At 61.2% G+C, this 26,232-nt stretch carries 31 protein-coding genes; 12 read left to right on the forward strand and 19 right to left on the reverse strand.

What is annotated here, in order from left to right; all coding sequences use genetic code 11:
* Positions 1-45: 45 nt before the first annotated feature.
* On the reverse strand, positions 46-1,092 hold the full coding sequence (gene adhP, locus JNB85_RS08720; RefSeq protein WP_220333931.1) for an alcohol dehydrogenase AdhP: 1,047 nt from the start codon (positions 1,090-1,092) through the stop codon (positions 46-48).
* Between the two features lie 310 nt (positions 1,093-1,402).
* On the opposite strand from adhP, the gene JNB85_RS08725 reads away from it, so the two are divergent.
* The 3 genes from JNB85_RS08725 to JNB85_RS08735 are packed head-to-tail and all read left to right on the forward strand — an operon-like array spanning position 1,403 to position 6,271.
* On the forward strand, positions 1,403-2,431 hold the full coding sequence (locus JNB85_RS08725) for an HlyD family secretion protein (RefSeq protein ID WP_220333932.1): 1,029 nt from the start codon (positions 1,403-1,405) through the stop codon (positions 2,429-2,431).
* The gene (gene rbbA, locus JNB85_RS08730) at positions 2,428-5,148 is read left to right on the forward strand and encodes a ribosome-associated ATPase/putative transporter RbbA (protein WP_220333933.1); all 2,721 of its coding nucleotides are present in this window, start codon (positions 2,428-2,430) and stop codon (positions 5,146-5,148) included. Before JNB85_RS08725 ends, rbbA begins: the two co-directional genes overlap by 4 nt.
* A 1-nt stretch (position 5,149) precedes the next feature.
* Positions 5,150-6,271 carry an ABC transporter permease gene (locus JNB85_RS08735; protein WP_220333934.1) on the forward strand — a complete coding sequence of 374 codons (1,122 nt, stop codon included), beginning with the start codon at positions 5,150-5,152 and terminating at the stop codon, positions 6,269-6,271.
* Between the two features lie 149 nt (positions 6,272-6,420).
* Here JNB85_RS08735 and JNB85_RS08740 read toward each other — a convergent pair whose 3' ends face one another.
* Complete coding sequence (locus JNB85_RS08740) at positions 6,421-6,852, reverse strand: universal stress protein (protein WP_220333935.1); 432 nt, start codon at positions 6,850-6,852, stop codon at positions 6,421-6,423.
* Between the two features lie 174 nt (positions 6,853-7,026).
* Between JNB85_RS08740 and JNB85_RS08745 the strand changes: the two genes are divergently transcribed.
* Positions 7,027-7,470, forward strand: a complete 444-nt coding sequence (locus JNB85_RS08745; protein WP_220333936.1) for a hemerythrin domain-containing protein — start codon at positions 7,027-7,029, stop codon at positions 7,468-7,470.
* Between the two features lie 198 nt (positions 7,471-7,668).
* On the opposite strand, the gene JNB85_RS08750 is transcribed toward JNB85_RS08745, so the two are convergent.
* The 9 genes from JNB85_RS08750 to ubiT form a co-directional block, all read right to left on the reverse strand.
* Positions 7,669-8,232 (reverse strand): threonine transporter RhtB, encoded by a 564-nt coding sequence (locus tag JNB85_RS08750; protein WP_220333937.1) that lies wholly within the window; start codon positions 8,230-8,232, stop codon positions 7,669-7,671.
* Between the two features lie 337 nt (positions 8,233-8,569).
* On the reverse strand, positions 8,570-9,040 hold the full coding sequence (locus tag JNB85_RS08755; protein WP_220333938.1) for a hypothetical protein: 471 nt from the start codon (positions 9,038-9,040) through the stop codon (positions 8,570-8,572).
* Entirely contained in the window at positions 9,018-9,188 is a 171-nt protein-coding gene (locus tag JNB85_RS08760; protein WP_220333939.1) for a twin-arginine translocase TatA/TatE family subunit, read from the reverse strand. Before JNB85_RS08760 ends, JNB85_RS08755 begins: the two co-directional genes overlap by 23 nt.
* 124 nt (positions 9,189-9,312) lie before the next feature.
* Positions 9,313-9,522, reverse strand: coding sequence for a hypothetical protein (locus JNB85_RS08765; RefSeq protein WP_220333940.1), 210 nt, complete (start codon positions 9,520-9,522; stop codon positions 9,313-9,315).
* Complete coding sequence (locus tag JNB85_RS30625) at positions 9,519-9,761, reverse strand: hypothetical protein (protein ID WP_223216465.1); 243 nt, start codon at positions 9,759-9,761, stop codon at positions 9,519-9,521. Before JNB85_RS30625 ends, JNB85_RS08765 begins: the two co-directional genes overlap by 4 nt.
* 38 nt (positions 9,762-9,799) lie before the next feature.
* Positions 9,800-9,934: a hypothetical protein gene (locus JNB85_RS30920; protein ID WP_262928176.1), complete on the reverse strand. Its 135-nt coding sequence runs from the start codon at positions 9,932-9,934 to the stop codon at positions 9,800-9,802.
* 2 nt (positions 9,935-9,936) lie between these two features.
* The gene (ubiV, locus tag JNB85_RS08775; RefSeq protein ID WP_220333941.1) at positions 9,937-10,854 is read right to left on the reverse strand and encodes a ubiquinone anaerobic biosynthesis protein UbiV; all 918 of its coding nucleotides are present in this window, start codon (positions 10,852-10,854) and stop codon (positions 9,937-9,939) included.
* A gap of 3 nt (positions 10,855-10,857) precedes the next feature.
* A complete protein-coding gene (gene ubiU, locus JNB85_RS08780; protein WP_220333942.1) occupies positions 10,858-11,835 on the reverse strand; it encodes a ubiquinone anaerobic biosynthesis protein UbiU in 978 nt (325 codons plus the stop codon).
* Complete coding sequence (gene ubiT / locus JNB85_RS08785; RefSeq protein WP_220333943.1) at positions 11,826-12,332, reverse strand: ubiquinone anaerobic biosynthesis accessory factor UbiT; 507 nt, start codon at positions 12,330-12,332, stop codon at positions 11,826-11,828. Before ubiT ends, ubiU begins: the two co-directional genes overlap by 10 nt.
* 101 nt (positions 12,333-12,433) lie before the next feature.
* On the opposite strand from ubiT, the gene JNB85_RS08790 reads away from it, so the two are divergent.
* The gene (locus tag JNB85_RS08790) at positions 12,434-13,942 is read left to right on the forward strand and encodes a UbiD family decarboxylase (RefSeq protein ID WP_220333944.1); all 1,509 of its coding nucleotides are present in this window, start codon (positions 12,434-12,436) and stop codon (positions 13,940-13,942) included.
* Positions 13,926-14,564, forward strand: a complete 639-nt coding sequence (locus tag JNB85_RS08795) for a UbiX family flavin prenyltransferase (protein ID WP_220333945.1) — start codon at positions 13,926-13,928, stop codon at positions 14,562-14,564. The genes JNB85_RS08790 and JNB85_RS08795 overlap by 17 nt, the downstream gene beginning before the upstream one ends.
* Here the strand turns inward: JNB85_RS08795 and JNB85_RS08800 are convergent.
* Complete coding sequence (locus JNB85_RS08800) at positions 14,519-15,199, reverse strand: NnrU family protein (protein WP_220333946.1); 681 nt, start codon at positions 15,197-15,199, stop codon at positions 14,519-14,521. The two genes, JNB85_RS08795 and JNB85_RS08800, sit on opposite strands and share 46 nt — an antisense overlap.
* A 219-nt stretch (positions 15,200-15,418) precedes the next feature.
* Between JNB85_RS08800 and JNB85_RS08805 the strand changes: the two genes are divergently transcribed.
* The 5 genes from JNB85_RS08805 to JNB85_RS08825 all read left to right on the forward strand — a co-directional run bounded on the left by JNB85_RS08805 (position 15,419) and on the right by JNB85_RS08825 (position 19,112).
* Positions 15,419-15,961, forward strand: a complete 543-nt coding sequence (locus tag JNB85_RS08805; protein WP_220333947.1) for an iron transporter — start codon at positions 15,419-15,421, stop codon at positions 15,959-15,961.
* Complete coding sequence (locus JNB85_RS08810) at positions 15,961-16,308, forward strand: cupredoxin domain-containing protein (RefSeq protein ID WP_220333948.1); 348 nt, start codon at positions 15,961-15,963, stop codon at positions 16,306-16,308. The genes JNB85_RS08805 and JNB85_RS08810 overlap by 1 nt, the downstream gene beginning before the upstream one ends.
* The gene (locus JNB85_RS08815) at positions 16,305-17,159 is read left to right on the forward strand and encodes an FTR1 family iron permease (protein WP_220333949.1); all 855 of its coding nucleotides are present in this window, start codon (positions 16,305-16,307) and stop codon (positions 17,157-17,159) included. Before JNB85_RS08810 ends, JNB85_RS08815 begins: the two co-directional genes overlap by 4 nt.
* On the forward strand, positions 17,156-18,541 hold the full coding sequence (locus JNB85_RS08820) for a 4Fe-4S binding protein (protein WP_220333950.1): 1,386 nt from the start codon (positions 17,156-17,158) through the stop codon (positions 18,539-18,541). Before JNB85_RS08815 ends, JNB85_RS08820 begins: the two co-directional genes overlap by 4 nt.
* 283 nt (positions 18,542-18,824) lie before the next feature.
* Positions 18,825-19,112: a hypothetical protein gene (locus JNB85_RS08825; protein ID WP_220333951.1), complete on the forward strand. Its 288-nt coding sequence runs from the start codon at positions 18,825-18,827 to the stop codon at positions 19,110-19,112.
* 190 nt (positions 19,113-19,302) lie between these two features.
* Here the strand turns inward: JNB85_RS08825 and JNB85_RS08830 are convergent, their stop codons facing one another.
* From JNB85_RS08830 to nirK, 3 genes are all read right to left on the reverse strand, one after another.
* Positions 19,303-19,998 carry a Crp/Fnr family transcriptional regulator gene (locus JNB85_RS08830; RefSeq protein WP_220333952.1) on the reverse strand — a complete coding sequence of 232 codons (696 nt, stop codon included), beginning with the start codon at positions 19,996-19,998 and terminating at the stop codon, positions 19,303-19,305.
* Complete coding sequence (locus JNB85_RS08835) at positions 19,988-20,950, reverse strand: SUMF1/EgtB/PvdO family nonheme iron enzyme (protein WP_220333953.1); 963 nt, start codon at positions 20,948-20,950, stop codon at positions 19,988-19,990. Before JNB85_RS08835 ends, JNB85_RS08830 begins: the two co-directional genes overlap by 11 nt.
* A gap of 83 nt (positions 20,951-21,033) precedes the next feature.
* Positions 21,034-22,182: a copper-containing nitrite reductase gene (gene nirK / locus JNB85_RS08840; protein WP_220333954.1), complete on the reverse strand. Its 1,149-nt coding sequence runs from the start codon at positions 22,180-22,182 to the stop codon at positions 21,034-21,036.
* Positions 22,183-22,382: 200 nt separating this feature from the next.
* On the opposite strand from nirK, the gene JNB85_RS08845 reads away from it, so the two are divergent.
* Positions 22,383-23,600 carry an NnrS family protein gene (locus tag JNB85_RS08845; RefSeq protein WP_220333955.1) on the forward strand — a complete coding sequence of 406 codons (1,218 nt, stop codon included), beginning with the start codon at positions 22,383-22,385 and terminating at the stop codon, positions 23,598-23,600.
* Between the two features lie 43 nt (positions 23,601-23,643).
* Here the strand turns inward: JNB85_RS08845 and JNB85_RS08850 are convergent, their stop codons facing one another.
* From JNB85_RS08850 to JNB85_RS08865, 4 genes are all read right to left on the reverse strand, one after another.
* Positions 23,644-23,946: a DUF6522 family protein gene (locus JNB85_RS08850; protein ID WP_220333956.1), complete on the reverse strand. Its 303-nt coding sequence runs from the start codon at positions 23,944-23,946 to the stop codon at positions 23,644-23,646.
* Positions 23,947-24,052: 106 nt separating this feature from the next.
* The gene (locus JNB85_RS08855) at positions 24,053-24,358 is read right to left on the reverse strand and encodes a metal-sulfur cluster assembly factor (protein WP_220333957.1); all 306 of its coding nucleotides are present in this window, start codon (positions 24,356-24,358) and stop codon (positions 24,053-24,055) included.
* Positions 24,345-24,872: a DUF2249 domain-containing protein gene (locus JNB85_RS08860; protein ID WP_220333958.1), complete on the reverse strand. Its 528-nt coding sequence runs from the start codon at positions 24,870-24,872 to the stop codon at positions 24,345-24,347. Before JNB85_RS08860 ends, JNB85_RS08855 begins: the two co-directional genes overlap by 14 nt.
* Entirely contained in the window at positions 24,856-26,229 is a 1,374-nt protein-coding gene (locus tag JNB85_RS08865; RefSeq protein ID WP_220333959.1) for a hypothetical protein, read from the reverse strand. The genes JNB85_RS08860 and JNB85_RS08865 overlap by 17 nt, the downstream gene beginning before the upstream one ends.
* Positions 26,230-26,232: the final 3 nt, after the last annotated feature.

The raw sequence follows: 26,232 nt of genomic DNA on the forward strand, positions 1-26,232 counted from the left end.
CGATACTTGGATCACCGCCAAAATTGGCGTGGCTGCAGTTGTTGCTCATGCCGACGCCTCTTCGGCGATGTCCAGCACCATCCGGCCCTCGACCGTTCCCGCTTTCAGGCCGGCAAAGATATCGTTGATATCGTCAAGCGGCGCCTTGGTGATCTCGGCCCGGACGCGGCCGTCGGCGGCGAAGGCAAGCGCCTCGTCGAGGTCGCGACGCGTACCGACGATCGAGCCGCGCACGGTTATGCGCTTCAGCACGACGTCGAAGATCGGAGTCGCGAAGTTGCCCGGCGGCAGCCCGACAAGGCTGATGGTGCCCTTCCGGCGCACCATGGAGAGCGCCTGCGAGAAAGCCGGCGGGGAGACGGCTGTGACGAGCACGCCGTGCGCACCGCCGCTCGTCGCCTTCAATACCTTTTCGATCACGTCTTCAGAAAGCGCGTTGAGCGCAAGGTCCGCACCGACTTCGCGGGCGAGGTCGAGCTTGGCGGCGGCGACATCGAGGGCGACGACCTTGAAGCCCATCGCCTTGGCGTATTGGACCGCAACATGTCCAAGGCCCCCAATACCCGAGATCGCCACCCATTCGCCGGGCCGGGCTTCGGTTTCCCTCAGGCCCTTGTAGGTCGTCACGCCGGCGCACAGGATCGGCGCGATCTGCGCGAAATCGACGTCATCAGGAAGGCGTGCGGCAAAGGCTGCCGAAGCGATGACATATTCGGCAAAGCCGCCATCGCAGCTGTAGCCGGAATTGTGCTGGTGCTCGCAAAGCGTTTCCCAGCCGGTCTCGCAATATTCGCAGCGCAGGCAGGCGTCGTGCAACCAGGCGACGCCGACGGCATCGCCTTCCTTGAATTCGGTGACGCCGGAGCCGAGGGCGGCAACGATACCGGCCGCTTCGTGACCAGGAATGAAGGGTGGTGTCGGCTTGACGGGCCAGTCGCCGTCGGCTGCGTGCAAGTCGGTGTGGCAGACGCCGCAGGCGACCACCTTCACCAGGATCTCACCCGGCCCGGGAACAGGCACCGGCACGCATTCGATCGCAAGCGGCCTGCCGAATTCACGCACCACTGCCGCCTTCATCATCTTGCCCGTCATGATCTTCATCCTTTCGCAATGATTGTCCGGCGCGATGATGAAGGCGACATCCGCCGCCGCATTGATCCATCGCAAAAGCGCAGCGCGCGGCACCCGCGTCGATGTCGGTCAAGCCGCCGCACAGGAGATTTCAGAGATGAAGTCAGGCCACCTACCGCTTGTGGTGTTGCCGGCGGCGTTCCTCGATGGGCACGATCGTTACGCACACTGGCCATACCCGCAGATGACATATGTCAAGGATGGCGGGGGCGATCGCCAATAAAAGACCGTATCGGCAACGTCCGCACGGGTTCGATTGGAGGCTCCGCAATTGAGAAGGCAACAGCTCTGTGTCCTGATTTCCGTCGCTTTTCTCCTTGGCATCGGTAAGCCCGGCCTTGCGCAAGATCGCTCGCAGGTCTTTTCGGCTCGATTCGAGGCCCTCTGGGACAAGATGATCGGCCCTCGGCTGCCGGAAAATGTCTTCATGTCCAACGGTCGCATCGAAGCCCAGCAGGTGCTGATTTCGACGAAATTCGCCGGTCGGCTTGCGGCGGTGCTTGTCGAGGAAGGCGAGATCGTCGATGCCGGCGCGCCGATCGCCCGGATCGATACGGCAGATCTCGACGCCCAACTTGCCGGCGCCAAAGCCCAGGTTCGCCGCAGCGAGACGAGCCAGATCGAAGCAGAGGCCTCGATTGCCCAGCGTCAAAGCGAGCTGACACTTGCCAGGCAGGAGTTCGAGCGCGCGCAATCGATGAGCAACACGGGCAGTGGCACGATGCAGCAACTCGAATTGCGCCGCAGCCAGCTGAGCGTCGCCGAAGCCGCACAAAGGGCAGCGCTCGCAAGCCGCGACGAGGCGGAGGCGGCAACCGAAGCGGCGCGGGCGGAAGTGGTGCGGATTCAAACTCTGCTCGACGACGCGGTGCTGAAGGCGCCGCGCCGCGGCCGCATCGAGTATAAGCTCGCTCAGACCGGCGAGGTCGTTGCCGCGGGTGCACCGGTTGCCACCCTGCTCGATCTCTCCGACGTGTCAATGACGATCTTTCTGCCGGCTCGTGCTGCCGGCACCTTGGCGATCGGCGACGAGGCGCGCATCATTCTCGATCCGGCGCCGCAATATGTCGTGCCGGCGACGGTCTCCTTCGTTTCTTCGCAGGCACAGTTCACACCGAAGACCGTCGAGACGCAGGACGAGCGGGAGAAGCTGGTCTTTCGCGTGAAGCTGAAGATCGCACCCGATCTGCTCAAGGATTATGAATCGCGCGTCAAGACGGGTGTGAGGGGGATCGGCTATGTCCGCACCGATCCCAAGTCGGCCTGGCCAGCCAAGTTGCAAGTGAAGCTGCCGCAATGAGCGAGCCGGCCGTTCGCTTCACGGGCGTGACGCACCGTTACGGCCGGATTGCCGCACTTGATGGTGTCGAGCTCGCTGTCCCCGCCGGCTGCATGGCCGGACTGATCGGCCCCGACGGCGTCGGCAAATCGACGTTGCTTGCCCTTGCGGCGGGTATCACTCGCATCCAGCAGGGGCATATCGAAGTGCTTGGCGGCGACATGGCCGATTGGCGCTATCGCCGTGGCGCCCGTGCCCGCCTTGCCTTCATGCCGCAAGGCCTCGGACGCAATCTCTACCCGACGCTGAGTGTCGCGGAAAACCTCGATTTCTTTGGCCGTCTCTTCGGCCAGAACGATCTGCAGCGCCGTGGTCGCATGGACGCGCTATTGCGAATGACGGGCTTGCTGCCCTTTCGCGATCGGCCGGCGGGTAAGCTTTCGGGTGGCATGAGGCAGAAGCTCGGCATCTGCGCCTCGCTCCTCCATGATCCCGATCTGCTGATCCTCGACGAGCCGACGACCGGCATCGATCCGCTCTCGCGGCGACAGTTCTGGGAGCTCGTCGATCACATTCGTGAGCGCCGGCCTCAGATGAGCGTGATCGTCGCGACCGCCTATATGGAGGAGGCCGAACGCTTCGACTGGCTTGCCGCATTGCACGCCGGCAAGCTGATCGCGACTGGCAGCCCCGGCGATATCATGCGGCAAGCGCGCCAACAGTCCCTGGAGGCGGCCTTTACGGCGCTGATGCCGAAGACCGGCAAGCTGGATGGTCGTCCGCTGACCGTCACGCCGCGTGTGATCGTCGACGGAGCGCCGGCAATCGAGGCAGAGGACCTGACGTGCCGCTTCGGCGATTTCGTCGCGGTCGATCATGTCAGCTTCCGTATCGCTAAAGGCGAGATTTTCGGCTTCCTCGGCTCCAACGGCAGCGGCAAGAGCACGACGATGAAGATGCTGACGGGGCTGTTGCCGGCGAGCGAGGGCGCTGCGAAGCTCTTTGGCCAGCCGCTGAAGGCCGGCGACATTGAAACCCGCAAGCGCGTCGGTTACATGTCGCAGGCATTCTCCCTCTACGGCGAGTTGACCGTTCGCCAGAACCTCAGGCTGCATGCGCGTCTATTCGCCTTGCCGGCAGCAGATATCGACCAGCGCCTCAGCGAGATGCTCGCCGAATATGATCTCGGCGAATTCGCCGACCAGCGGCCGGAAGACCTGCCGCTCGGTATTCGTCAGCGTCTCCAGCTTGCGGCAGCCGTCATCCACAAGCCGGAAATGCTGATCCTCGACGAGCCGACATCCGGCGTCGATCCGGTGGCTCGAGATGCCTTTTGGCGATCGCTGATAACGCTGTCGCGGCGCGACGGCGTCACCATTTTCCTGTCGACGCACTTCATGAACGAGGCAGAGCGCTGTGACCGCATCTCGCTGATGCATGCCGGCAAGGTGCTGGCGATCGGCAGCCCTGGCGAACTGCGCGCACAGCGGGGCAAGGCGACGCTGGAGGAAACTTTCATAGACGTGCTGACGGAGGCGGGTATGGGTGAGGGCGCCGACGCCGATGCCGGAAGCCCTGCGCTCGCCGGCGGCACCACCCTGCCCACACGGCTCTTCGACCCTCGCCGGCTCTTTGCCTATGCGCGACGGGAGACGATCGAAATCCTTCGCGACCGGGCGCGGCTCGTCTTCGCTCTGCTAGGGCCGGTCCTGCTGATGCTCACGTTCGGATACGGCATCTCCTTCGATGTCGAGCATTTGCCTTTCGCCGTATACGATCAGGATCAATCGTCAGAAAGCCGGCAGCTGGTGGAGAGCCTGCAGAGCTCGCGTTATTTCCAGGAGCAGCCGCCGATTGCCTCGACCGGGGAGCTGCAGCATCGGCTGCAGGATGGCGAGCTGATGGTAGCCATCGAGATTCCGCCCGATTTCGGCCGCGACCTCATGCGGCAGGAGGCGCCGGAGGTCTCCGTATCGATCGACGGGGCGATGCCGTTCCGTGCCGAGACAGCGCGCGGCTATGTTTCCGGTCTCGTCTCCTCCTATCTCGCTGATGTCTCGGCGCGGCGCTCGGGACGCTTCGAACAGCCCTATCCCGTCGATGTCGAAAGCCGGTTCCGTTATAATCAGGATTTCAAGAGCGCCAATGCGATCGTGCCGAGCGTCATCATGCTGATGCTCGTATTGATCCCGGCCATTATGACCGCGCTCGGCATCGTCAAGGAGAAGGAAACCGGCTCCATTGCCAATTTCCAGGCGACGCCGGTCACGCGGATCGAATTCCTGCTCGGCAAGCAGCTTCCCTATGTGGCGATCGCCTTCGTCAGTTTCCTGATGCTGGTGCTGATGATGCGCCTCGTCTTTGACGTACCGATCAAGGGCTCCATCGGTCTGCTTGCGGCGGGTTCGATCCTCTATATCCTCGCGACGACGGCCTTTGGTCTCTTCGTTTCGAGCTTCGTGCGCAGCCAGGTGGCCGCGATCTTCGCGACGGCGATCGTCGCGGTCGTCCCGGCCGTGAATTTCTCCGGTCTGCTGGTGCCGGTCTCGTCGCTCTCGGGGGGCGCGCGGTTCATGGGGCTGCTCTTTCCCTCTGCCTGGTATCAGCCCTTAAGCGTGGGCGTCATCACAAAGGGTCTCGGCCTTGCCGAACTCTGGCCCAACCTCATCGCTCTTGCCGGTTTTGCTGTCGTGTTCGTCGGAGCTGCCCTTGTGGCACTGAGAAAGCGGAGCGCCTGACATGTGGGACAAGCTCAACCGGATTTTCCGACTCGGCATCAAGGAGCTCTATAGCCTGAAGGCCGATCCTGTGATGATGGTCCTCATCGTCTACACCTTCACCATCGCCGTCTATACTGTTTCGACCGGCGCCAAGCTCGAAGTCGCGAACGCCTCGGTCGCCATTGTCGACGAGGACCGGTCGATGCTCTCGACGCGGTTACGGGATGCGATGCTGCAGCCCTTCTTCAAGGAGCCGGTGTTGATCGGCGCTCAGGAGGTCGATGCGGCCATGGATGCCGGTCGATTCGTCTTCGTGCTGGAGATCCCGCCCAAGTTCGAGGAGGATGCGATTGCCGGTCGCAAGCCTACGCTGCAGCTCGATATCGACGCGACGGCCATGGCGCAGGCCGGCAACGGAGCCTCTTATGTTCAGAGCATTATCCTGCAGGAGATGGCGACGGCCTTACCGAACAAGGCCGTTGCGCTGCCAGTCAATCTCGTCGTCAGCGCGCGATTCAATCCCAATCTGCAATCGACCTGGTTCACGGCGGTCATGCAGGTCATCAACAATGTGACGATGCTTTCGGTCATTCTGACGGGCGCGGCGCTGGTCCGCGAGCGGGAGCATGGCACGATCGAGCATCTCCTCGTCATGCCGATCACGCCGGCGGAGATCATGATGTCGAAGGTCTGGGCTAATGGGCTTGTGATCGTCGTGGCGGCGGTGCTGTCGCTCGTCGTCGTGGTCGAACGGCTGCTTTCGGTGCCGATTGCCGGCTCTCTCTGGCTTTTCGTCTTCTGTGCGGTGCTCTACCAGTTCTCCGTCACATCGCTCGGCATCCTTATCGCCACGGTGTCCAGTTCCATGGCACAATTCGGGCTGATCTCGATGCCGATCCTGATTGGCATGAACCTCCTTTCCGGCAGTACGACGCCGATGGATAACATGCCGCTCTGGCTGCAATATGCGATGGTGGTTTCGCCGGCGCCGCATTTCGTCTCGCTGTCGCAGGCGATCCTCTACCGCGGCGCTGGCTTCGATGCGGTCTGGCAGGAGGTGGCGGCGCTTACGGCAATCGGCGTGCTGTTTTTTTGCGGCGCGCTCATCAGGTTCCGGCGGGCGCTGGCGGATGCGCGGTAGAGACGATGGCCATGTCGTACGTTGCGCCCAGGCTGCCCGTTCCCGCCTGTATCTTTGCATCAGCTACAGGGAGCCGGACGACGAAGGGGAAACAGTACGCCGCTGCAGAGGTCGAATGCGATCAGTGCGCCACTTCTCTACCGCGCGGTTCAGCTTATGTCCTGGACTTTCTTGCGGTCGACGAGGACCGAGCATTTGGCGTGACGCACCACGCGATCGACCACGGCTCCGAAAATATAGTCGGTAATATCTGCCACATGGGTCGACAGGATGATGAGGTCGGCCCCCTTTTCCCGCGCCGCGGCCAAAAGCACCCTGGCCGCGCTGCCGGCATGGACCTCGATAAAGGCAGGGATATTCATCTGCCGGCAGAGCAGGGTCAGCTTCGCCTCCGCGTCCTTTATGGCGGCGGTCTGAAAGTCGTCCGGCAGGCTCGTGGTCATGTAGCGTGGCATGGTTTCGACGGCGTGGATGACGAAGATCGAGCCATCCTTGTCGAGGAGGCCGGCTGCCTTGTTCAGGATACGCTCGGCCGTTTCGCGCGGGCCGTTGCCTATTGCGCAGACTATCGTTCGGTACATATCGGGTCGTTGCCTTTGTCCGCCGGATGGTCACCCAACTCTAGCCTTCCCCAGGGATCATACATTGACCGATGTCAAGAAACGATCCCGCATCATATTTGATGCAAGACAAGGCGGCTGCGGCAAGCGGGGTCTAACTTTCCAGTCGCCGTTTCCAGGGGACCCGATATAGACATGATCGCGACGCAGTCACCGCTTGCCGAACTCGAAGAAAAATACCGTGAACTGGCATCGTGGTGCGATGTCATGCAGGCCCTTGCGGATTTCCTGCCCTGCCATATCGATGCGCAGGTATCGGATAACATCCGTGCCAATCTTCTGGCGCTCGTCGATCGTGTCCACAGACTGGAAGAGGCGTTTCTGTTTCCGGCGATCGCGGGCTGTTATGGCTGCGAAACGGCGGCCGAGATCGCCATCGAGCGGCGGCGGAAGGACCGTCAGCATGATCGCGACGCCACACAGAACCTTGTGAACATCTTTCACGATCTGCAAAGCAACAGTAGCGAGCTGTGCTCCGAAACCATTGCATATACGCTGCGCGGCCTGGCACAGCGAATGCGCAGGCATATCGTCGCCGAGACCGAATTGATGAGCCTCTTGAGACGGAAAGCCGCCTAAGACGCGGCCTTCGCTTGTGCGCCGCGTTCGCTGTCCGACGGCGCTTGCCCACGGTCACTCGTTTGTCTGCTGATCGGGGAAGGCACCGGCGGGCAGGCGGTGGCAGCTTTGCCGTTTGCACCGTATCGAGAATGGGCAGCGCGATACATAGCTTCGAGGAAGTCATGCTGAACCGCTGTCACGAAGATCTCACAGCTCTCAGGCCCAAAGAGCGTCGATGGCAAGTGTCACGGAGAAGGCGACCAGCACCGCACAACCGCAATGGCGCGCAAGAGGTGGGACTTGCACGTAACGTCCGACGAGCAGGCGGCCAAGGCCGAGCCATATCGCCGACGTCACTGCCACGCAGCAGACGAACGCCACCATCGCTGCGGGTATCCCCGCTTCGACAGCGGGCACCAGGGTAAGGCCGATGATGATTGCTTTCGGATTGAGCAGCGTGGTGATGAAGAGCTGAACGCCGCCGAGCCTGTTCTGGCCGCCCGCCGGCGCCGGAACCCACAGCTTCAGTGCAAGACAAAGAACCCAGATTGCCGAGATCAGCTTGACGGTGCTAGCGATGCCTGGATGGCCATTGAGGAGCGGAGCGGCAATGCTCGACACCGGAACGGCGATTGCGAGATAGGCGAGCACCACCGCGGCGATGAGCGACAGGAACCGCCTTACGGTCAATACTGTCGACGCCAGGGCCAGAACGGCATTGGTAGGACCTGGAAGGATCAGCAGCGAGAAGACGGCGATAACGAATGTCGGCAGGTTCATCAAATCCGGTCCCCGATCGTCTGCCACCCTTCTCATGAATCCTGATCGACGGTCTTGATCTATGTCAGTTCAAGCATTGCTGCGGCCAGATTGAGATTTGTCAAGGACGAGCGAAGCTCTCGCATCCACAGCTATGTGAATCCATGTTCGAAAAGCGACCCGTGCCAAAATGCTCCTGAGAGACATCGATCCAATCACCGCCAGTCGCGTTCTGCACATCTATGAGGGTATTGCAGAGGCGTCGTGGTTCAATCGCAATCGTGCCACCGAATGGGAGCTGCTCAAGCTCGTGCTCCACCATATCGCGCCCCATCAGGACGAGGAATATGTTCGGAAACTATGCACCCGCGAAGCGTTGGAGCGCTTCTGCCGAAGCGTGTAACTCGGCCGAGGGATCGGTTCGGTTGGGAAAGGGTGTGATGGCACCGCCGATACCTTGCCACGTCCACAGCGGTTCTGACCGCGCATGGCCGCGGCGCCAGCAACTTACCTCGGTTGCAGTGACGACCAGGGCTTGCGCACGCCTCGGATCGCATTTGCCATAGGCGAGGGCGATCTCGCAAAAGCAATGCAGAAACTGGAAAAGCCGCGCCTCGTTCGCCCGCGGGGGCGAGGCAACGCTCAGCAGCGATCGCCTGGTGACGATCACGCGCCTGATTTGGTCAGCGAGTTGAAGATCGATGAGGCCGCATTTTTCTGCGTCGTCGAATCGGGCCGAGATGATCGAATACGCCACCTTGCGCTCTCCTGGACGTTCAGCACGACCGAATACGCTTCGGTCCGAATCAAGGCCGATCTTCATCGCCATTCCCGTCCTTCTCGTCGTCGATGCCCTTCTTGAAGGCCCGGATCCCATGGGCGACGTCGCCCATCAGCTCGGGGATCTTGCCGCGTCCAAACAGGATGAGGACAATGGCGAGGACGATCAGCCAATGCCATGCACTAAAGCTTCCCATTCCGATGACTCCCTGCAATATGGCGAGCTTAGACTTTTCGCCTCGATCGTGATTGATCTGGCGCAAACGCGGCGATGATTGTGAAACTGGCGGCCGACTGCTGGTCGCAGTCGAGGTCGCTGATTTATGGATAGAGATTCCCGACCGCTTCATTCTCGGCGGGCCTACGCTGAATGCTCGCTCGCCCGCCGGCATTCGGTTCCGGCGCGAAAAGCGGTCGTATCTGCAGGAGAAACAGTTCGATGGCTGCGCGTGCCTCGCTGCCTGCCGAGCTGCCGCAGCCCATGAATTCGAGCAGGTCGATGCGTCGGTCCCGGCAATACTCCGCCTTCATGACGGAAGCTCTCCAGCCTCTTTCCCGATAACAGTCTGCTCAGCGTCAAGAACGTCGCGCCGATTGGCGAGGAAGGCCTTGAGAAGTTGAGAGCCCATTCTTGCCTGCTTTGCCACGTCATCGAAAATCAGAGCCGCTTCCTCGACCTCGCCGATCTCGGAGGCGGGTCCGAACTGCTCCAGTTCCTTGAGAAGCTCCATGAGCGTCCCGACCTTCGCTTTCTGGCGCAAGGCCGACATGAACAGCTCCTGTACGACCGCAGCCCTTTGTCTTGGCATCAGATGCGCAGCAATTCGCCGACGAGAAGGGTGCAGTTGCAGTCGGAATGGGGTTCCTTCGTAAAGGCCTTTATCTGGCGCAGGGCAGTTAAAATCCGTCTGTCGCCCGAAGCTTCTTTTTTCGCGAGTCTCATTGTCATTCTCCCAAATCCCTCGCGTTTCTCAGGCGCGCGACCCATTCCGCGCCGGCCTTACCGTGGTAGAACCCGTTCGACAGCGGAATCTGCGGATAGACGTCGCGCAGCTCCGCCAGCGCCTGTTCGCTCTCGGTGTCGCCATTCAGAACGCGGCGAAAAATCCAGGATACTTCGACCATGTCGCAGGCCTGCGGCGATAGCCGAAGCGAACGGATGCCCTGCGCCATCCACTCGCCGGGGCCCTCAAGCAAGGCTTGGCATGTATGCGAAAGCGTCTGCACGCCATTCAGAGCAAGAAAGGGTTGGCCGGAAATGGTGTTGACCGTCATGCCGTCCGGATCCTCCTGGCAGACGAATTGGCAATTGTCCTTGGTCCGCCCTTTCGAGCGCGCATGAGCGCAGCGCGCAGAAATGGCGAGCGGCATGCGGCCGAAGGCGAAGACTTCGATATCGAGATCAGGACAGGACGTAGCGATGGCGGCCACGGAGGCAGCGGGAAGCTCCGGCGGCAGACAGATCGCCGTCGCGCCATTGGACGCAAGGACGTGTGCGGCAGCTGCATTATAGACATTGACGAGCGGTCCGACGGTGTGCGGCCGGCCCTTCAGGAGATTAAGGGCAGAGAGATCATTGGCCTCGACGAGCCTGACATCTTCCTGAGCGAGCGCCCTCTGATAGTTCGCCTCGCGTTCCAATGTCACCAGGGCCAGTGTCGAGAGCCTGACCTCTTTCCCTGCTGCTTCCAGCCGTTCGATGACAGCAGCCAGTTCGGCTTCCATGAAATGCAGGCGCTTGGAGCAGATCGTCTCGCCGATGACGACGACATCGACAGGGGCCTCGTCGGCGATCCCAAAATAGAAGTCGCGCCATCTCTCGCTCGGCCAGAGATATTGAAGCGGGCCAAGTGTCAGCTTCATCTCTCACCTCCACCGCTTGTCATAGGCGCCCTGCGTCGTCTCCAATCCCTCACTGAGGGCTTTGAGACGGGCCATCAAAGCCGGACGATCGGCAGGGGCGGCTTCCATCGCGGCGCGCAGCGTCGAAACGACCTGCGAAATATATGCCTTGCCGCGTTGGCGCCCCTCCACCTTCAGCGCCGCGACACCGGCTGCCCGGAGTTCGTCCAACTGATCCATGACATCGAGCGAAACCGGATCCTCGAAGGCATAGGTCTTGCTCTTGCCGATCTCGAAGCGCCCCTTGCAGAGGGTTGGATAGCCGGCCGGCTCCTTTTCGGAGAACCTGTTGATCGTAAACCCGCCGAGTTCCGACACCATGTCGGTGCCTTCCTGCCTATAGCGGACGTGACTTGCCGGCGAGCAGACGCCGTTCATGTTGGGCGACTTTCCCGTGGCATAGGAAGACAGTGCACACCGCCCTTCCGCCATGACACAGAGGCCGCCGAAGACGAAAACCTCTAGCTCGCAAGACACCTGACGGGCGATGCGGGCAATGTCGGTGACCGTCAGCGTTCGGGGAAGGACGACCCGGGCTGCGCCGAAACTTTCGACCAGATAGGCAAGGGCGTCCGGATTGGAGGCGGAAGCCTGCACGGAGATGTGCAGGCGCTGGTGCGGATGACGTTCGGCAACATGTGCCATCAATCCGAAGTCGGCAACGATCAGCGCGTCGGCCCCGGCATCGGCTGCTTCCTGCGCCCGGCGATACCAGAGGTCCTCCCGCCCTGCCGTCATGAAGGTGTTTAGTGCCACAAACGTCTTGACGCCTCGGGCACCGGCATAGGACACGGCTTGTCGGAGTTCCTGCACGTCAAAATTCAAGCCCGGGAAGTTTCGGGCATTCGTCTCGTCGCGAAAGCCGCAATAGACCGCGTCCGCACCAGCATCGACGGCCTCTCTGAAAGATGAGGGTGTTCCGGCCGGGCATATCAATTCCATCTTGCACCCGCAGCTTCGAGTGCGCGGCGCCGGATGGAGGAGAGTGCTCCCATGACCGGACGGCGGACCGGCCCCGACATGTCTCCGGCCAATTTCACCAGATCGATTGCGCTGTCGTCGAGCGCGTTTCGAAGTGCCAGCACGGCTTCCATATTGCCTGTCACGGTAAGCTTGCGCGCGAAGAAGACGGCATCGCCGTCAAGCCTGCCTTCGACAAGCGCAAGCATCAGGAACAGGGGGCCGCTGATCCTGGCGTCGGCAGTTGGCGCGCGCCCCCGCCGAAAGGTCTGGATGCTGTCTCCGGCTGGCCGGATCACGAACTCGAAGGCAAGGTCGGAAGGGGCAAAACCAAAACTCGAATATCGATAATCGCCGAGCCGGTCGAAGAGCCGGGAATGCGATTTGAGCACCTGCTGAAACAACAGGGACGCGGCGCGGGCTGCGATCGGCAACGGCACGATGCCGGCCGCAGTGATCAGGCGGGATGAAACAAGCATAGAGCCCTCTTCTCGTGAGAAGGGCACCCTAGGGCCTGGCGCATTCGCGCTGTTTGTCCTGAGACAAAGACAGGAGCGGTTTCCTCGCCGATTGCATCCCCATGCTAAACGATGCACCCAAGATCAAACGTTATGCCGACCTGCAATCCTTCATCCGCGAACTCGAGCAGCGCCGGCTGCTTCTGTCGGTCGACGAACCGGTGTCGCTCGTCCATGAACTGACCGCCCTGCATCGGCATGTCCTTGAGGAAAATGGTCCGGCCCTTCTCATAAAGGCACCGATAGACGCCAATGGACGGCGCAGCCCTATTCCGGTGCTCGTCAATCTGTTCGGCACAAGGGAGCGAATTGAGCTTGGCTTCGGGATCGAGACGGGCGGCCTCGGGCAACTTGGGCAGGATCTTGCCGACCTGCGAAATCCATCTGCGCCAAAATCGTTCGCAGACGCCTTGAGCAGGCTTCCTCTGCTCAAGGCCGCAAGCTGCATGCGGCCAAGGCATCGACGCAGGGCCCTGTCGCAGGCGATGGTCTACCGTGGAGCCGATATCGATACCGGCATGCTTCCGGTCCAATGGTGCTGGCCGGGCGAACCGGCCCCTCTGGTGACCTGGCCGTTGGTCATCACCTGCGATCCCGACGATCCTGACGACGTCAATGTCGGCATCTATCGGATGCAGGTTCGCGACCGCTCCTCGCTGATCGTTCGCTGGCTTTCCAATCGCGGCGGCGCGAAACATTTCCGCCAATGGCAGCGACGCGGTCAGGACATGCCCGTGGCGATCGCGATCGGCGCAGACCCTGCGACGCTGCTTGCCGCCGTCATGCCCCTGCCTGAAGGAATGAGCGAACTGAATTTCGCGGGAATCCTGCGCGGAGCGCGCACGCAGCTTGCCAGAGCCCTGACCGTGCCGCTCGACGTGCCGGCGTGCGCCGAGATCATTCTGGAGGGACGCGTGTCGATCGATGAGACAGCGCCTGAAGGTCCTTACGGAGACCATACCGGCTACTACAACAGTGTCGAACCCTTTCCGGTCGTCCGGCTGAGCGCCATCACCACCCGTCGTTCGCCCCTTTACCTCTCGACCTATACAGGTCGTCCGCCGGACGAGCCCTCCCGGCTCGGGGAGGCGATGACAGAGCTGTTCATCCCGATCCTGAGACGACAGTTTCCCGAAATCTCCGACCTCTGGCTGCCGCCGGAGGCATGCTCCTACCGCATGGCGGTCGTCGCCATCGACAAGCGCTATCCGGGGCAGGCGCGCAGGGTGATGATGGGGCTCTGGTCGATGCTGCCGCAATTCAACTACACCAAGCTCATCATCGTGGTCGATGCCGACATCGGCGTGCGGCGCTGGGAGGATGTCATGTGGGCCGTGTCGACGCGGTTCGATGCCTCGCGCGATTTGATGGTCCTTCAAAACACGCCGATCGATTATCTTGATTTCGCATCACCCCGAGCGGGTCTCGGAACAAAGATGGGCCTCGACGCCACCCGCAAGATCGGGCCGGAAAGCGACCGCGAGTGGGGTCGCGAGTTGCGCATGCCGTCCGATATTGCGGCGCGCGCGGCAACAACCTGGGAAAGGATCAAACGTGACATCGTTTCCTGAGCAGCGCCACGTCGTGTTGGCGGTGACTGGAGCCTCCGGCGCAGCCCTCGGCCTTGCAGTCCTGGATCTCTTGTGCGGGCTAGGCGTGCGGGTGCATCTCGTCGTTACGCAAAGCGGCAAGCGAACCCTCTTGTATGAGGCGGGGGCCGACGCCCACGACCGGATGCTGCCGAAGGCTTACAGAAGCTACGACAATTGCGACATCGGCGCGACGATTGCCAGCGGCTCGTTTCCCGTCGCGGGAATGATCGTGGCGCCTTGCTCTATGAAGACGCTCGCAGCAATATCAACCGGCCTTTCCACAAGTCTCGTGGCACGTGCTGCCGACGTCCAACTCAAGGAAAGGCGCCGGCTTGTCCTGATGACCCGCGAGACGCCCTTGCATCTTGGGCACCTGCGCAACATGACATCGGTCACGGAAATGGGTGCGATCGTGATGCCGCCGGTTCCCGCCTTCTACAACCGGCCGCAGTCGGTGCAGGAGATCGTGGATCACCTTGCCCGCCGCGCCGTCGATCTCCTGGGCCTGCCGGTCGCGCCGCTGGCAAGCGCCTGGTCCGGCGAGGCGGATTTCGATCAGCCGAAGACGGAAATCGGGTCGGCTCCGAAGAGCAGGGCGTGACCGCCCGCAAGGAGCAGCCAGGCGACCAGCGCGATCGTGGCCACCGCTGCTGCCAAAAGTGCTGCGTCCGATTTCGGCCGGACCCCAGAAACAAACGCCGCCAGGGGCCAGACGGACGTCTGCGCGGCGTAGATCTCCCAGTGAGCGCCGAGACGCTTTCTCGCCCGGCGCTCGGCCATCGGAATGCCGGCGAGTGCGAAAAGCCCGAGACCTCCGAACAGCAGGAGCGAACGCAAGTCTCCGTTGGCGATGACATGGCCGAGCGCCCAGAGAGCAAATCCCCATGGCACGGGGTGTCGGGTGATTTGCGAAACCGCGGCGGCCGGCCCCGCCGAACGGATCGATATGGACAGGGGATTTGTGCTCATCAGACCGGCAAGCACGAGAAAACATCCCGCCGGCGCGAGCATGAAGTTCATCGCCGCATACCACGGACGAGGCTCCCACAGCGGAACATAGTCGAGCGCAAGTGCTGCGGAAAAGAGCCAGACCAGCGCTGCCAGCGAAACAACGGAATAGGCAAGGATATAGGTCGGCTTGCCGATCGACCGGATGATACGAAGGCGAATCTTCGGGATCGCCGGGATCGAATGCAGAATGAGAAAGACACTGAACGCGCTGACGAACTGGATCACGTGGTTATCCCCCTGTGTCGAAGGTGATGTATCGGTCATGGCCCGCGGTAACTTTGACCAAAGTCACGCAATGGACGACCCCGTTGACGAGATTTCCGCCGTGTGCGGTCGACAAAGGCCTGCCCGACGCTAAACCGCGCATCTTTGCGCCAGCGCAAAGAACAGCGTGATCGCGCTGTTAAACGTGACGGCAATACTCATCTTTTTGGGGTCGCCATCATGCTCCGCGCTGCCAGCCTATTCGCCGCTCCTCTCGCTCTCATCGCAATGCCGCTCGCTCTGAAGGCTGCCGAATATCCGATCGGCTCGCCTCAGATCGCAGCGGGCATGGAAGTCGCAGCGGTCTACCTCCAACCAATCGAGATGGATCCGCCAGACATGATGCGTGCTGCGGCGGAGTCAGACATCCATCTGGAGGCGGATATCCACGCGACCGCCGAAAATGCGAACGGCTTTGCGGAAGGCGACTGGGTTCCCAACCTGCATGTGGAATACACGGTCAGGAACCTCGACAATGGCGGGGAGCAAGTTGGATCGCTGGAACCCATGGTCGCGAGCGACGGGCCGCATTACGGCGATAACCTCAAGCTGTCGGGACCGGGCCGCTATCAGCTGGAGCTCAACGTTCATCCGGGCGGTCACGGCGAGATGTCTTTCGGGCGCCACGTCGATAAGGAGACAGGCGTTGCTCCCTGGCCCGGCGCCTTCGCGCTGAAATTCGACTTCGTGTTCGCCGGCATTGGCAAGAAGGGCGGTTATTGATGCGCGCCATCGGTTGGTTGATGCGGCTGCTGGCTGCAGCCGCGCTGACGGCACCTTGTCCGACCGCCTTCGCTGAAGAGGAAGATCCGGTTTTCGAGGTTCATTTCAGCAATGGCGTTGTCTCGCCATCGGTCATCGAGGTGCCTGCGAACACCCGTTTCAAGCTTGAACTCCACAATGACGGCTCGACCCCTATCGAGTTCGAAAGCATTCCGCTGCGCAAGGAGAAGGTTCTCGCACCCGGCGTATCGAGTTTCCTCGTCTTCCGCTCATTGCGCGAAGGGAACTATGCCTTCTTCGATGATTTCCATCTCGACATGCCTCCGGCAGCGCTGGTCGCCCGATGAGCGCGGGTCTCACTCTGCAAACATTCGACATTGCTTCGGTGGTCTGGCGGGAAAGCTTCGAAGCCTTGCTTGTCGTGGGAATCCTGTTGACGTGGTCCGCGAGGGCGGCGCCGGAGGCACGCGGGCGGGTAACCAGTTGGATCCTTGCCGGCGCTGGCGCCGGCCTCGCGCTCGCCCTGATGCTGGCGCTGATGATGAGCAGGGCGAGCGATGTCCTCGAAGGGGACGGCGAGGATATCCTGCAGATGATCATGGCAGCATTCGCCGCTGTCCTCATGCTCAGAATGGTATTCTGGATGCGCGCGATGGAGCGCGGTCAGACCGGAGATATTGCAAACAGGGCCGTCCGGCACGTGAAGACCGGTAACTGGCTCGGGCTTGCCACGCTGGCAGCGCTTGCGGTGGCCAGGGAGGGTGCGGAGACGGTTGTCTTCCTGTTCGGGCTGATGGCTTCGTCGCAAGGCTGGCAGGCCGGTTTCGTCGTCGCTGCGGGCCTGTTTGGCTTCGTGCTTGCCGCGATCAGCTTCTGGGCGTTTAAAACCGGGTCGAAATTGATCTCCAGGACGGTGCTTTCGCGCGTCAGCGAGGTGCTGCTCCTGATCCTCGGAAGCGGGCTGACCATGCTTGTCGTCGACAAGGTGATTTCGCTTGGAATTTTCTCGGCCATGACGGAACCACTGTGGGATTCAAGCCGGCTGCTCGACGATGGCAACGGTTTCGGCGCCTTTCTCGCCGGTTTGGTGGGCTATCGCGCCCGGCCGGAGCTTCTTCCTCTTCTCAGCCTCGGCTTCTACTGGCTGATCGCGTCTCTGGCCTATGCGCCTCCTCTGGCCGGCAAGGCGCCCGCATGACGTCTTCTCTTCGTGCCGCACCGGCACTTGTTGCCACGTTCGGTGATGTCCTTCTCCGCCATCAGGCAGCAATCCGGCGTCTTCAGTGGGCAATGGTGGCACTCTATGTGGTGCTTCTCACGGTTCCGCTCCTGCTGCCGCTTCCCACGCACACCGATTATGCATGGAACAACGTCGTGCGCTTCGCACAGTTTGTCTTCTGGGGTGTCTGGTGGCCGTTCATCATCCTCGCCACCGCACTGGTGGGCCGCTTCTGGTGCGGAATCCTATGTCCGGAAGGCGCGCTTTCGGAATTTGCCAGCCAGCACGGCGCCGGGCGGGCAATTCCGGGATGGATGAAATGGTCCGGATGGCCGGTCGTGTCCTTCGTCTCAACGACGGTCTATGGACAGCTGACAAGCATCTACCAGTATCCGAAACCCGCCGCACTGCTGCTTGGCGGCTCGACCTTCGCCGCCATCGTCATCGGTGCCCGCTACGGCAAGGCAAAAAGAGTGTGGTGCCGGTTTCTGTGCCCGGTCAACGGCGTTTTCGCCACGGTTTCGAAAATCGCGCCTTTGCATTTCCGTGTTGATCCCGACAGCTGGCGCCCTGGTAATCAGCAACAGGGGCGTTCGAGCGCCGTCAACTGCGCGCCGCTCATCCCCATCAAGACCATGCAGGGTGCTGCCGCTTGCCACATGTGCGGTCGGTGTTCCGGTTATCGCGGAGCAATCCGGCTGTCCTGGCGCAATCCGGCCAGCGACATCGTCCACGGCTCCGGCCGGCTAGCGACCATGGGGGAGACGGTTCTGATCGTTCCGGTTCTGCTCGGCCTGGTTCCGGCCGCGCTGCATTGGTCCGATAGTGGTCTCTTCCAGATGATCCGCCTATGGTTGGTGGAACGATGCCTCGACCTGCACCTGATTTGGCCGCTTTCTCTGCGCCTGCCTTGGTGGGTCCTGACCGACTACCCCTTAGAGAATGATGTCATGACATTGGTGGATGCCGTTGCGCTCCTGATCCTTCTGTCGGTGTCGGTCGTCGCGGCCACAATCGTGTTCGGCATTCCTCTTGCGGCCTGCGTACGAATCCTCCGAATGAGAGAGCGCCCCCTTCACCATCTTACCCAAGCGCTCATTCCGCTTGCCGCAGCCTGCCTTTTCAGCGGGCTGCTTTCGTTGACCGTTTCGCAGTTGCGCTCTGACGGCGTCGTCATACCTTGCTTGGATCTTTTTCGCGGAAGCCTTGTTCTTGCCGCCGCCGCCTGGTCAGCAGTGTTGGTTTTGCGGATCGGCGCCCTCTACAATGGGCGCCTTGCCGCCAGAATGGGCGCAACATTCATCATGTTCCTGCCGATTGCAGCGTTTTCGATCATTTGGATCGTCGCATTTCTGGGCTAAAACAGGTCAGACGAAACTGGCTAGCGGGTCTTGTCTTGCCCGCCTCTTGGGACGTTGATGGGATTGACCGGGCGGCGGCGCCGACGTCTTTTGATCTCGACGATGAAGGGTTTTTGCAACGCGCGCATCGGTATCCTCTCCTTTGTCTGAATGCGCAGTTGCCGCGCACCACGGCTTGATTCTTATGGCATGCGGTCCTCTTTCTCTTTGATGTCTGTCAAAGACGCCGAAGCACTATCCGTTATGCTCTGATCCATCATGGACGAAAGAGGAGGGAGCCCGGATGTTGCCGAGGTTCATCACCGCATTCCTGAAATCCTCCGGAGAAACAGGCGTCGTGCTGATGGAGCACGAAGGTGCGCAGCGCGTTGTCATCATCGATCGCGACGCCTTGCTCCAGATCTGCAATCCACCCCGCGCCGACGAATCCCGGCTGCAGGAGCATGTCGGCACGATATGCGAAATCGCCGCTTCGAAGATGCTTCTGCAGCCGCAGTCGACATTTTCCCCGATACACGTATCGAAGGACGACATCGCCGCGTGGAAGGCAGCGCATGACACGTTTCATTAGGACAAAAGCTGAACCGTGACATTGCCGAACTCGGCTTGGAGGTCCGTCCATTCGGGCGCGCGGCCCGACATCCGCCGCAGCCGTCCCGGGCTTGAAATAGGGGCGACCACCGGCCTCATGGCCGCCTTCAACCCTCCGCAGTCAGGCCGCGACGCGTTATCCTCATATCTGGCTCTTCACAATTCGGCCGCTAGTCGCCTTTGCCTTCCGCAAGCTTCAAAAGACGCTGTGGATCAGTAACCGTCAGCTTCTGCCTGCCGCCCACGACGATGCCCTTGCCTTCCCATGCGCTCAGGATTCGCGACACTGTATGCAGTGTCGTCCCCGTCATCTCAGCAATATCCTGCCGAGATATCGGGAAATCGATTTTGATAGCGGTTCCCACAGCCTTGCCGGCCTGTTTGGACAGACGAAGCACGGCATGGGCGACCCGCTTTTCCACTTCTTCAGTAGACATCTCGCGTATGCGCGTATGCGCTTCCTCGAGCCGCTCGCCGATCGTCTGCATCGCAGTCACTGCCAGGCGAGGATTTTGCTCGACGAACCGCGACCACATGTCGGTCGGCCACCCGAGGACGAGACTTTCCGCTGCGGCGGTGGCCGTTCCCGGATAGTCCTGCCGGCGCAGCGCCATGGCGAAGCCGAACAGATCGCCTGGATGGACCATTCTGACGATGATCTGCTGGCCGTCATGCGTGACCTGCGTGACCTTGAGCCTGCCGTGGAGCAGAAGGAAGAACGATTTCGCAGACGCTCCCTGCTCGAAGACCGCATCGCCCTGGACGATGCGGCGCGGTGTGGCATGCTCGAGCATGGCGTCGAGGTCGGCATCCGTCATGCGCTCGAAAAGCGCCAGCGACTTCAAAACTGTACGGTCAACCTTCATCGTCGCTCCGCTGAACTCCTTTCAAAAGGCCGCCGCCGATCATATCGGCGACGACATGGCGCGTGAAGTCTTCGATGCTCTCGACGAAGCCCGGCTGCCGGACGAGCCGAAAACCGAGATTGTCGGGCGGGCTGCCGACCGAGCATCCCCCGCCTTTGGGATTTCGCACAAAGGTGCTCATCGGAGCGCGGTGCCTGCCGGCGGCGATCATGATGCCGCAGTCTGTGGGGCCGGGGTCGTCGATGACGGTTTCCTTCTCGAGGTCGACACGCTTGTTGCAGGTCGAGGTCCATTCCCAGATGTTCCCGCCGAAATCGGCAAGCCCGGTCTGGCTCACGCCGAACGATCCCCTCGGCTGCGGCGCGGGGTCGCTCGAGGCGGCGCGGCGCGCCTCGCGTTCATAATCTGCAAGCCAGCGCAGCGCAGGGTTCTTACTGTCCGCATCGACACCGAGCGCGTCGTCGGGAAAACGATCGGCAGCAGCGTAGGCGAGTTCGAAGTCCGTCGGAAGTCGCCAGGTCTTGCCCGTCTTCTGCGATAGCCAGTTCGCGTAGCGCAGCGCGTCCTCATAGCTGACGCCGGTTACCGGCGTGTCGTCGCCGGAGGTGGCGCTTCGCCCTTCCGGCTCGGGGCAGGCGCGATCAGCCACGCAACCGTCATACTCGGCAAGGCTGGTCTGATATTTCATGATCGCCAGAGGTGTCCGGACATTGGTCTTGCGCTTCGGCGCATCGACAGCCAGGCCCCGGCGAAAGTACTCGGTCGCGTCGCGATATTGGAATTCATGGGGTGCAATAATGACGGTCTCGGGAGCGGCTAAAGCGGCGTCGCGCCGCCCGATATTCACGAACCCGGTCTCAACCGCAAGCGCTGCGGACAGGACCGCAAGAAGCGCAAGCGGAAGTGCGATCGAGATGCCGGAAACTCCTGTGGTCTCGGCGTGCGGTGTCATGTCCTTTTCGCAACATGCGCCCCCTTTTTAAAGAAAACATACTGTGCAGGCCGCCCTCACGGCCTGCACAGTCCCCTTCAAGGTCAGCTGGCCGATGGCGACTTCACCGAAGTCATCAGATCGTCGTTCCAGTCCCCCGTGACCTTGAAGTGGGCAGCCGCACCGAGTTCGAACGCCTCGATGAGGTTGTGGTTGACATAGGCGTATATGCCCGGCTGCGCGAAGGTGTAGAGTGCCGCACCCGCGGTGCCGCCCGGGATGAACCAGGTCTCCTGGTCTATGTCGGGCACGTTCGCGAATTTGCCGGTCGCCCAGACATATTCGCCGTGGCCGCCGATAAGATGCGGTCGCGTATCGCGGTTGGCTTGCGAATGCACGATGAGAACGGTCTCGCCGACCTTGGCCGCCATCGCATTTTCGCCCGTAAGCGCGCCGACGGCACCATTGAAAACGACGTGGGTCGGGGTCAGCGTCTTCATGACGGCAAGAGTATCCTCATAGGCCTCGCCGGGGCTGTCATACTTCTTGAATTTGCCGTTCTCGTCACGCGGAATATAGAAGTCCTGCTCGCCGACATAGTAGATCTTGTCGTAGACGAGGGGCTTCCCATGGCCGTCGGTGAGACCTTCACGCGGAAGAACCATGATTGCGCCGTTCATCCCCGATGTGACATGCCAGGGCACCATGCCGGGAGGTGCGCAGTGGTAGACGAAGACGCCGGCCTTCGTCGCCTTGAAGCGCAGGACGGTGCTTTCGCCGGGATTGACGACGGTCAGCGCACCGCCGCCAAGACCGCCGGTGGCGGCGTGAAAGTCGATATTGTGCTGCATGGTGTTCGTTTCAGGATTGATCAGCGTCAACTCCACATAATCGTCCTGGTGGACGACCATCAGCGGGCCGGGCACCGATCCGTCGAATGTCATCGCGTTCACCTCGGTCCCATCTTTGTCGAGCACCATCTTCTTTTCCTGGATGGTCAGCGTGAATTCCTTGATCTTCGGGCCACCCTCGGCTTTCTGGCTATGCGGGTGGACGAAGGGTGGCTTGACCAGCTCGACCTTCTCGCGCTGTAGCTTGGTGAGGTCAGCGGCCGGCGCTTTTCTGGGCGCGTTCGCTGCCATCACCTCCTCGGCATGAGCGGAACCGTTGACGATGAGTATGGGCGTCAGCGCTCCTGCGACAGCAGCGCCCGTAAGCATCGTGCGACGGGTCATTTGCAGAGTATTCGTCATCTCTAATCTCCTGTAGTCCAAGAGCGAGCGCATGCCGCCCGGTCGAGAAGCAAAATAGTAGAAAGCCCGCTGGACTCTTTGATTTGGAGCAAACTAACTGTTTGTGTCAGCGCAAAGTTCTGCCGCTGCTATTTGCGTAATCTCAACGACTACCCTGACAATCTTTGGCATTTCTGTGTGGTCAATTCGGAGACATGGAAATGAAAAACACTTCGGATGCCACGCGAGATCTTCCGCGCGGCATGTCGCGAACCGGACCGGTACTCTTCTCCTACGGCTTCCGGCCCTTCTTTCTGGCATCGGCGCTTTGGGCCATCGCAAGCCTAAACTTATGGATGGCCTATCTCAGCTTCGGCGTTCCTGTCGCATCGGACTACGGGACATTGTACTGGCATGCCCATGAGATGCTGTTCGGTTTCGCGCCAGCCGTTCTGGCCGGCTTCTTGCTGACGGCGATCCCGAACTGGACCGGACGCCTGCCGATTGCCGGCAGGCCGCTGGCGGTGCTGTTCGCGATCTGGTGCGCCGGCCGTATCACCATGTTGCTCAGCGGCTCAACCGGGATCGTGCCGGCCGCCGCCATCGACAGCCTGTTTCTACCGGTGATGCTCCTCGTCTGTACGAGAGAAGTCGTGGCTGGAAAAAAATGGAAGGACCTGAAGGTCATCGCCGGGCTTTTCGTCCTTTCGCTCGCAAATGTGCTTTTCCACATCGAGGTCATAGACGGCGCAGGTCCGGAACTGGCGATACGTTTCGCGATTGGTGCCTACGTGCTGCTCGTGACGATCGTCGGGGGCAGGATCCTGCCGAGTTTCACCCGCAACTGGATCAATCAGTTCGGCCGCACGGACTTTCCGGTGCCGTATAACAGTTTCGATGCGGCAATCATCATCATCGGTGCTGTGGCGTTTGTCCTGTGGGCGTACGCGCCGCATTCGACGGCAACGTGGGGGACGGCGGGTGTCGCGGCGGTCCTCAATATGATCAGGCTTGTTCGCTGGCGCGGCTGGACCACCTGGCCGGAACCCATCCTGTTCGTCCTGCACGCCACCTTCCTGTTCGTACCGCTCGGTTTTGCCGCCATTTCGGTTCAAGCCGCAGGGTGGCTGGCCGAAGTGGCCGTGCTGCATGTCTTGGCGATCGGTACAATTTCGATGATGATGCTCGCAGTGATGACAAGGGCAATACGCGGCCATACCGGGCGGAAACTGAAATCGAGCCGGATGACTAATGTCTCCTATGTCCTGCTTGGCTGTGTTGCCCTCGTTCGGCCGCTTGCCGAACTGATCCCTGCGCTCAGCACCGAGATCCTTGCTGCGGCGGCGATAGGCTGGACGGCGGCTTTCGGATTGTTTGCACTTGAACATACGCCGCTCCTGTGGTCGGGGCGCAAGCCTCTGACGATGAGGGGAGGGTGACATTGCCGGCATTGAAAAGGCCGCACGAGCGGCCTTTTTTCGTTCAGCCGAGCCCGCCTCCCGGCGCCATACCCGAATACTGCATTTCTTCGCTGAGCACGCAGCCGTTCTCGTTGACGATCGCAATCCAGACGCGATTACCGATACGAACGGAAAGACGCCGCTTGCCGGCGTCGTCACCGGCGCCGATCTCCACTCTCGAGCGGACAAAACCCCGGCGCAGATGATCCAGCAGGAGGTCGGGCGTAAGGCCGAAGCGCCCTGCGAGCACGGCAGCGTCAACGATGGGGCTACCGTCTGTCGGCAATCCAAATAGGCTCGTTCTATCCGCAAGGTCTTCGCTCATGGCCTTTCCAATCAAATGGGAGGGCAGACGGACTATCCCGATTCGATGTGCGATCCTGCTCGTCGCGCGATCGGTCCGCCATAAGAAAAAACGTGACTGCAAAGCCTCAGGTCTTCGGCAGGCTGACGAGCGATACCATGTCCGGCGACCAGGCCGGTTCGTAGACAAGATCGACGATGGCCTGGCTTACGCCGGCAATGTCCTCGATGCGCTGACGCGCCGCGTCGGCAATATAGCCGGACGCAGGACAGAAGCGGGTGGTCGTTGTCATCTTGATCTTGACGACCGCAGGCTCGGTAACATCGATTTCGTAGATGAGGCCGAGATCGACGATGCTCTTTCCCATTTCGGGGTCTTCTATCTCGCGCAGCGCATTGCGCACGTCCTGTTCCGTCACCTCAGGCGCCGGCATTGTTCTGATCCCCCGTGGTTGTCCGGATCATGATCCGATAGGTCTTGCCGGACGAATCAAAGTTGCCGATCCACTCGTGACCTCGCGCCTTCAATTCATTGAAGAGAAAGACAGGTTCCCGGTTTAGAAGAGCAAACAGAACCTCGCCGTCTTCCATCGTCTCCAGCCGGGAGAGAATCCGCTCCATCGGCTCAGGCGGTGCAAGATCGGTCAGGTCCAGGTTCCAGACGGGCTCGGGCCAAACCGCTTCCGTTGCGGCGACGGCGGGTTCAGAATGCTGGAGGGGCTTGTTCGGGATGAAATCGATTTCCCAATCATCTTCAGCCAGACGCGTTGCGACATGTGAATAGCCGCGTTTTTCAAGTTGGCGGATCAAAGGGACGGGCTCGAATATTGCGCGCAGCTTCAGACCCTCATCGGGATCGAGGCCGGCGAACGCATCCATGATGAGCTGGAATGGCATGCCGCCATCGCGCAGGATCTGTCGGACGTCGAGTTCACGGAACTGGACCATTGGCGTTACCTCTGTGGTTGGCGGCGACGAACAGCGCCGGTTTGTGAAATGGTGCGGTCTTGATGTCTGGTTTTACGTTCGCGAGCGCGCGGGCGAGCACCAGCTCGATGATAAGAGCGAGCGTCGATGCGGTTTGAACGATCGCGAACACGCGAAAACCCAGGTCCCATCCAGCGCAGAGCGCGGCCGCCGCGCCGACTACCGAAACGTAGAAGATGCCAAGCCAGACGCCGGCGCGACGCCCGTTGATCAGCTCGCCAAGCTTGGGCGTCGGTCTGCGGCCAAGAAGCGGACCGAAGGCTTCGATCCAGGTCAGGAATGGGACAATCTTCAGGAGCTGCGCGAGACCGAAGCCCGTGAGCCAGCCGAATACGAAAAGATAGACGACTGCCGATATGATACGCGTCTCGGCATCGAGGAAAAGGGACAACGCAAGAAGGGAGACGGAGAGGCCGAGCATCGCGAAGGCCGGCAGCGATCCCAACGTATTCAGCTCGAGCGCGGGGCGGCGCCTGGCGCTATATGTTCCGTAAATTTCGAAGAGATAGGCGGCTATGATCAGCCCAAACAGCACCGCGGCCGACAGGAAAATGGCGCGCGCAAAATCGGGTTCGACGACGGCGGCGATCGCTGCCACCGACAGGAGAAGGACCGCCAGCGTGCTCGATCGGCGAATGAGCTGCGCCTTGCGCATATCGTTGGACAGCAGGAACATCGGAAGCAACTTGTAGCTGACGCCGATCGCCGCAAAGGTCATCCAACCGCCGAGGCCGAAACTCGCATGAAAAGCGACCGCATCCATGCCATAGGCGACGACTTCGGGTGCTTCCACCTCGCCGGAGATCGTCAACGCAAACAGGGCGCCGAAGGCCGTCGTGACGAGCAGGCATCCGATACCGACGAGAACGATGAGGGAGGCGGCATGCAAGCATCTTCCCCGCCAGAGCAGGGCAGATAAGGATAGCGAGACAGCGGCGATCGAGAGTGAAATCGTGGCGGACGCCGCAATCATGACCGGGCCGGCTGCAACGGAACCGCGGCTGATCAGGTGAAAGCCCAGCATGAGAAGTGCCGGGCCGGCGACCATGCAGGCAAAAACGATCGGATCGAAGCGGCTGGCGGATCTGTCACTGCCTGTCAGGACCGGCGCGAACTGAAGCAACGATCCGATCATCAGAAGCAGAAGCCATCCGAGCGTCACGGCATGCACGATGGCAAGCGCTCCAGGTTCTGCCACGTCGAGGGAGGGCGTCCAGACGCCTGCTGCCAGCAGGCACTCCGCCAGCAGCAGGTAAGACAGTGCCGCGCCGAAATACGACATCGTCCACCGCGACAGGGCCGGGCCTACTGGCATCATGGC

Origin of the sequence: Rhizobium mesosinicum (assembly GCF_019511345.1) — a bacterium.
In the GTDB taxonomy this organism is placed as follows: Bacteria; Pseudomonadota; Alphaproteobacteria; order Rhizobiales; family Rhizobiaceae; genus Rhizobium; species Rhizobium mesosinicum.

Coding starts and splice junctions, on each gene's coding strand:
- JNB85_RS08835 (WP_220333953.1), bottom strand. CDS start 20,950: ATGACACCGCACGCCGAGACCACAGGAGTTTCCGGCATCTCGATCGCA.
- JNB85_RS08745 (WP_220333936.1), top strand. CDS start 7,027: ATGATCGCGACGCAGTCACCGCTTGCCGAACTCGAAGAAAAATACCGT.
- JNB85_RS08825 (WP_220333951.1), top strand. CDS start 18,825: ATGTTGCCGAGGTTCATCACCGCATTCCTGAAATCCTCCGGAGAAACA.
- JNB85_RS08855 (WP_220333957.1), bottom strand. CDS start 24,358: ATGCCGGCGCCTGAGGTGACGGAACAGGACGTGCGCAATGCGCTGCGC.
- JNB85_RS08860 (WP_220333958.1), bottom strand. CDS start 24,872: ATGGTCCAGTTCCGTGAACTCGACGTCCGACAGATCCTGCGCGATGGC.
- JNB85_RS30920 (WP_262928176.1), bottom strand. CDS start 9,934: ATGAGACTCGCGAAAAAAGAAGCTTCGGGCGACAGACGGATTTTAACT.
- JNB85_RS08735 (WP_220333934.1), top strand. CDS start 5,150: ATGTGGGACAAGCTCAACCGGATTTTCCGACTCGGCATCAAGGAGCTC.
- JNB85_RS08740 (WP_220333935.1), bottom strand. CDS start 6,852: ATGTACCGAACGATAGTCTGCGCAATAGGCAACGGCCCGCGCGAAACG.
- nirK (WP_220333954.1), bottom strand. CDS start 22,182: ATGACGAATACTCTGCAAATGACCCGTCGCACGATGCTTACGGGCGCT.
- ubiT (WP_220333943.1), bottom strand. CDS start 12,332: ATGCTTGTTTCATCCCGCCTGATCACTGCGGCCGGCATCGTGCCGTTG.
- JNB85_RS08750 (WP_220333937.1), bottom strand. CDS start 8,232: ATGAACCTGCCGACATTCGTTATCGCCGTCTTCTCGCTGCTGATCCTT.
- ubiV (WP_220333941.1), bottom strand. CDS start 10,854: ATGAAGCTGACACTTGGCCCGCTTCAATATCTCTGGCCGAGCGAGAGA.
- JNB85_RS08820 (WP_220333950.1), top strand. CDS start 17,156: ATGACGTCTTCTCTTCGTGCCGCACCGGCACTTGTTGCCACGTTCGGT.
- JNB85_RS08865 (WP_220333959.1), bottom strand. CDS start 26,229: ATGATGCCAGTAGGCCCGGCCCTGTCGCGGTGGACGATGTCGTATTTC.
- JNB85_RS08810 (WP_220333948.1), top strand. CDS start 15,961: ATGCGCGCCATCGGTTGGTTGATGCGGCTGCTGGCTGCAGCCGCGCTG.
- JNB85_RS08850 (WP_220333956.1), bottom strand. CDS start 23,946: ATGAGCGAAGACCTTGCGGATAGAACGAGCCTATTTGGATTGCCGACA.
- rbbA (WP_220333933.1), top strand. CDS start 2,428: ATGAGCGAGCCGGCCGTTCGCTTCACGGGCGTGACGCACCGTTACGGC.
- JNB85_RS08815 (WP_220333949.1), top strand. CDS start 16,305: ATGAGCGCGGGTCTCACTCTGCAAACATTCGACATTGCTTCGGTGGTC.
- JNB85_RS08805 (WP_220333947.1), top strand. CDS start 15,419: ATGCTCCGCGCTGCCAGCCTATTCGCCGCTCCTCTCGCTCTCATCGCA.
- ubiU (WP_220333942.1), bottom strand. CDS start 11,835: ATGGAATTGATATGCCCGGCCGGAACACCCTCATCTTTCAGAGAGGCC.
- JNB85_RS08830 (WP_220333952.1), bottom strand. CDS start 19,998: ATGAAGGTTGACCGTACAGTTTTGAAGTCGCTGGCGCTTTTCGAGCGC.
- JNB85_RS30625 (WP_223216465.1), bottom strand. CDS start 9,761: ATGTCGGCCTTGCGCCAGAAAGCGAAGGTCGGGACGCTCATGGAGCTT.
- JNB85_RS08790 (WP_220333944.1), top strand. CDS start 12,434: ATGCTAAACGATGCACCCAAGATCAAACGTTATGCCGACCTGCAATCC.
- JNB85_RS08760 (WP_220333939.1), bottom strand. CDS start 9,188: ATGGGAAGCTTTAGTGCATGGCATTGGCTGATCGTCCTCGCCATTGTC.
- JNB85_RS08755 (WP_220333938.1), bottom strand. CDS start 9,040: ATGGCGATGAAGATCGGCCTTGATTCGGACCGAAGCGTATTCGGTCGT.
- adhP (WP_220333931.1), bottom strand. CDS start 1,092: ATGACGGGCAAGATGATGAAGGCGGCAGTGGTGCGTGAATTCGGCAGG.
- JNB85_RS08765 (WP_220333940.1), bottom strand. CDS start 9,522: ATGAAGGCGGAGTATTGCCGGGACCGACGCATCGACCTGCTCGAATTC.
- JNB85_RS08845 (WP_220333955.1), top strand. CDS start 22,383: ATGAAAAACACTTCGGATGCCACGCGAGATCTTCCGCGCGGCATGTCG.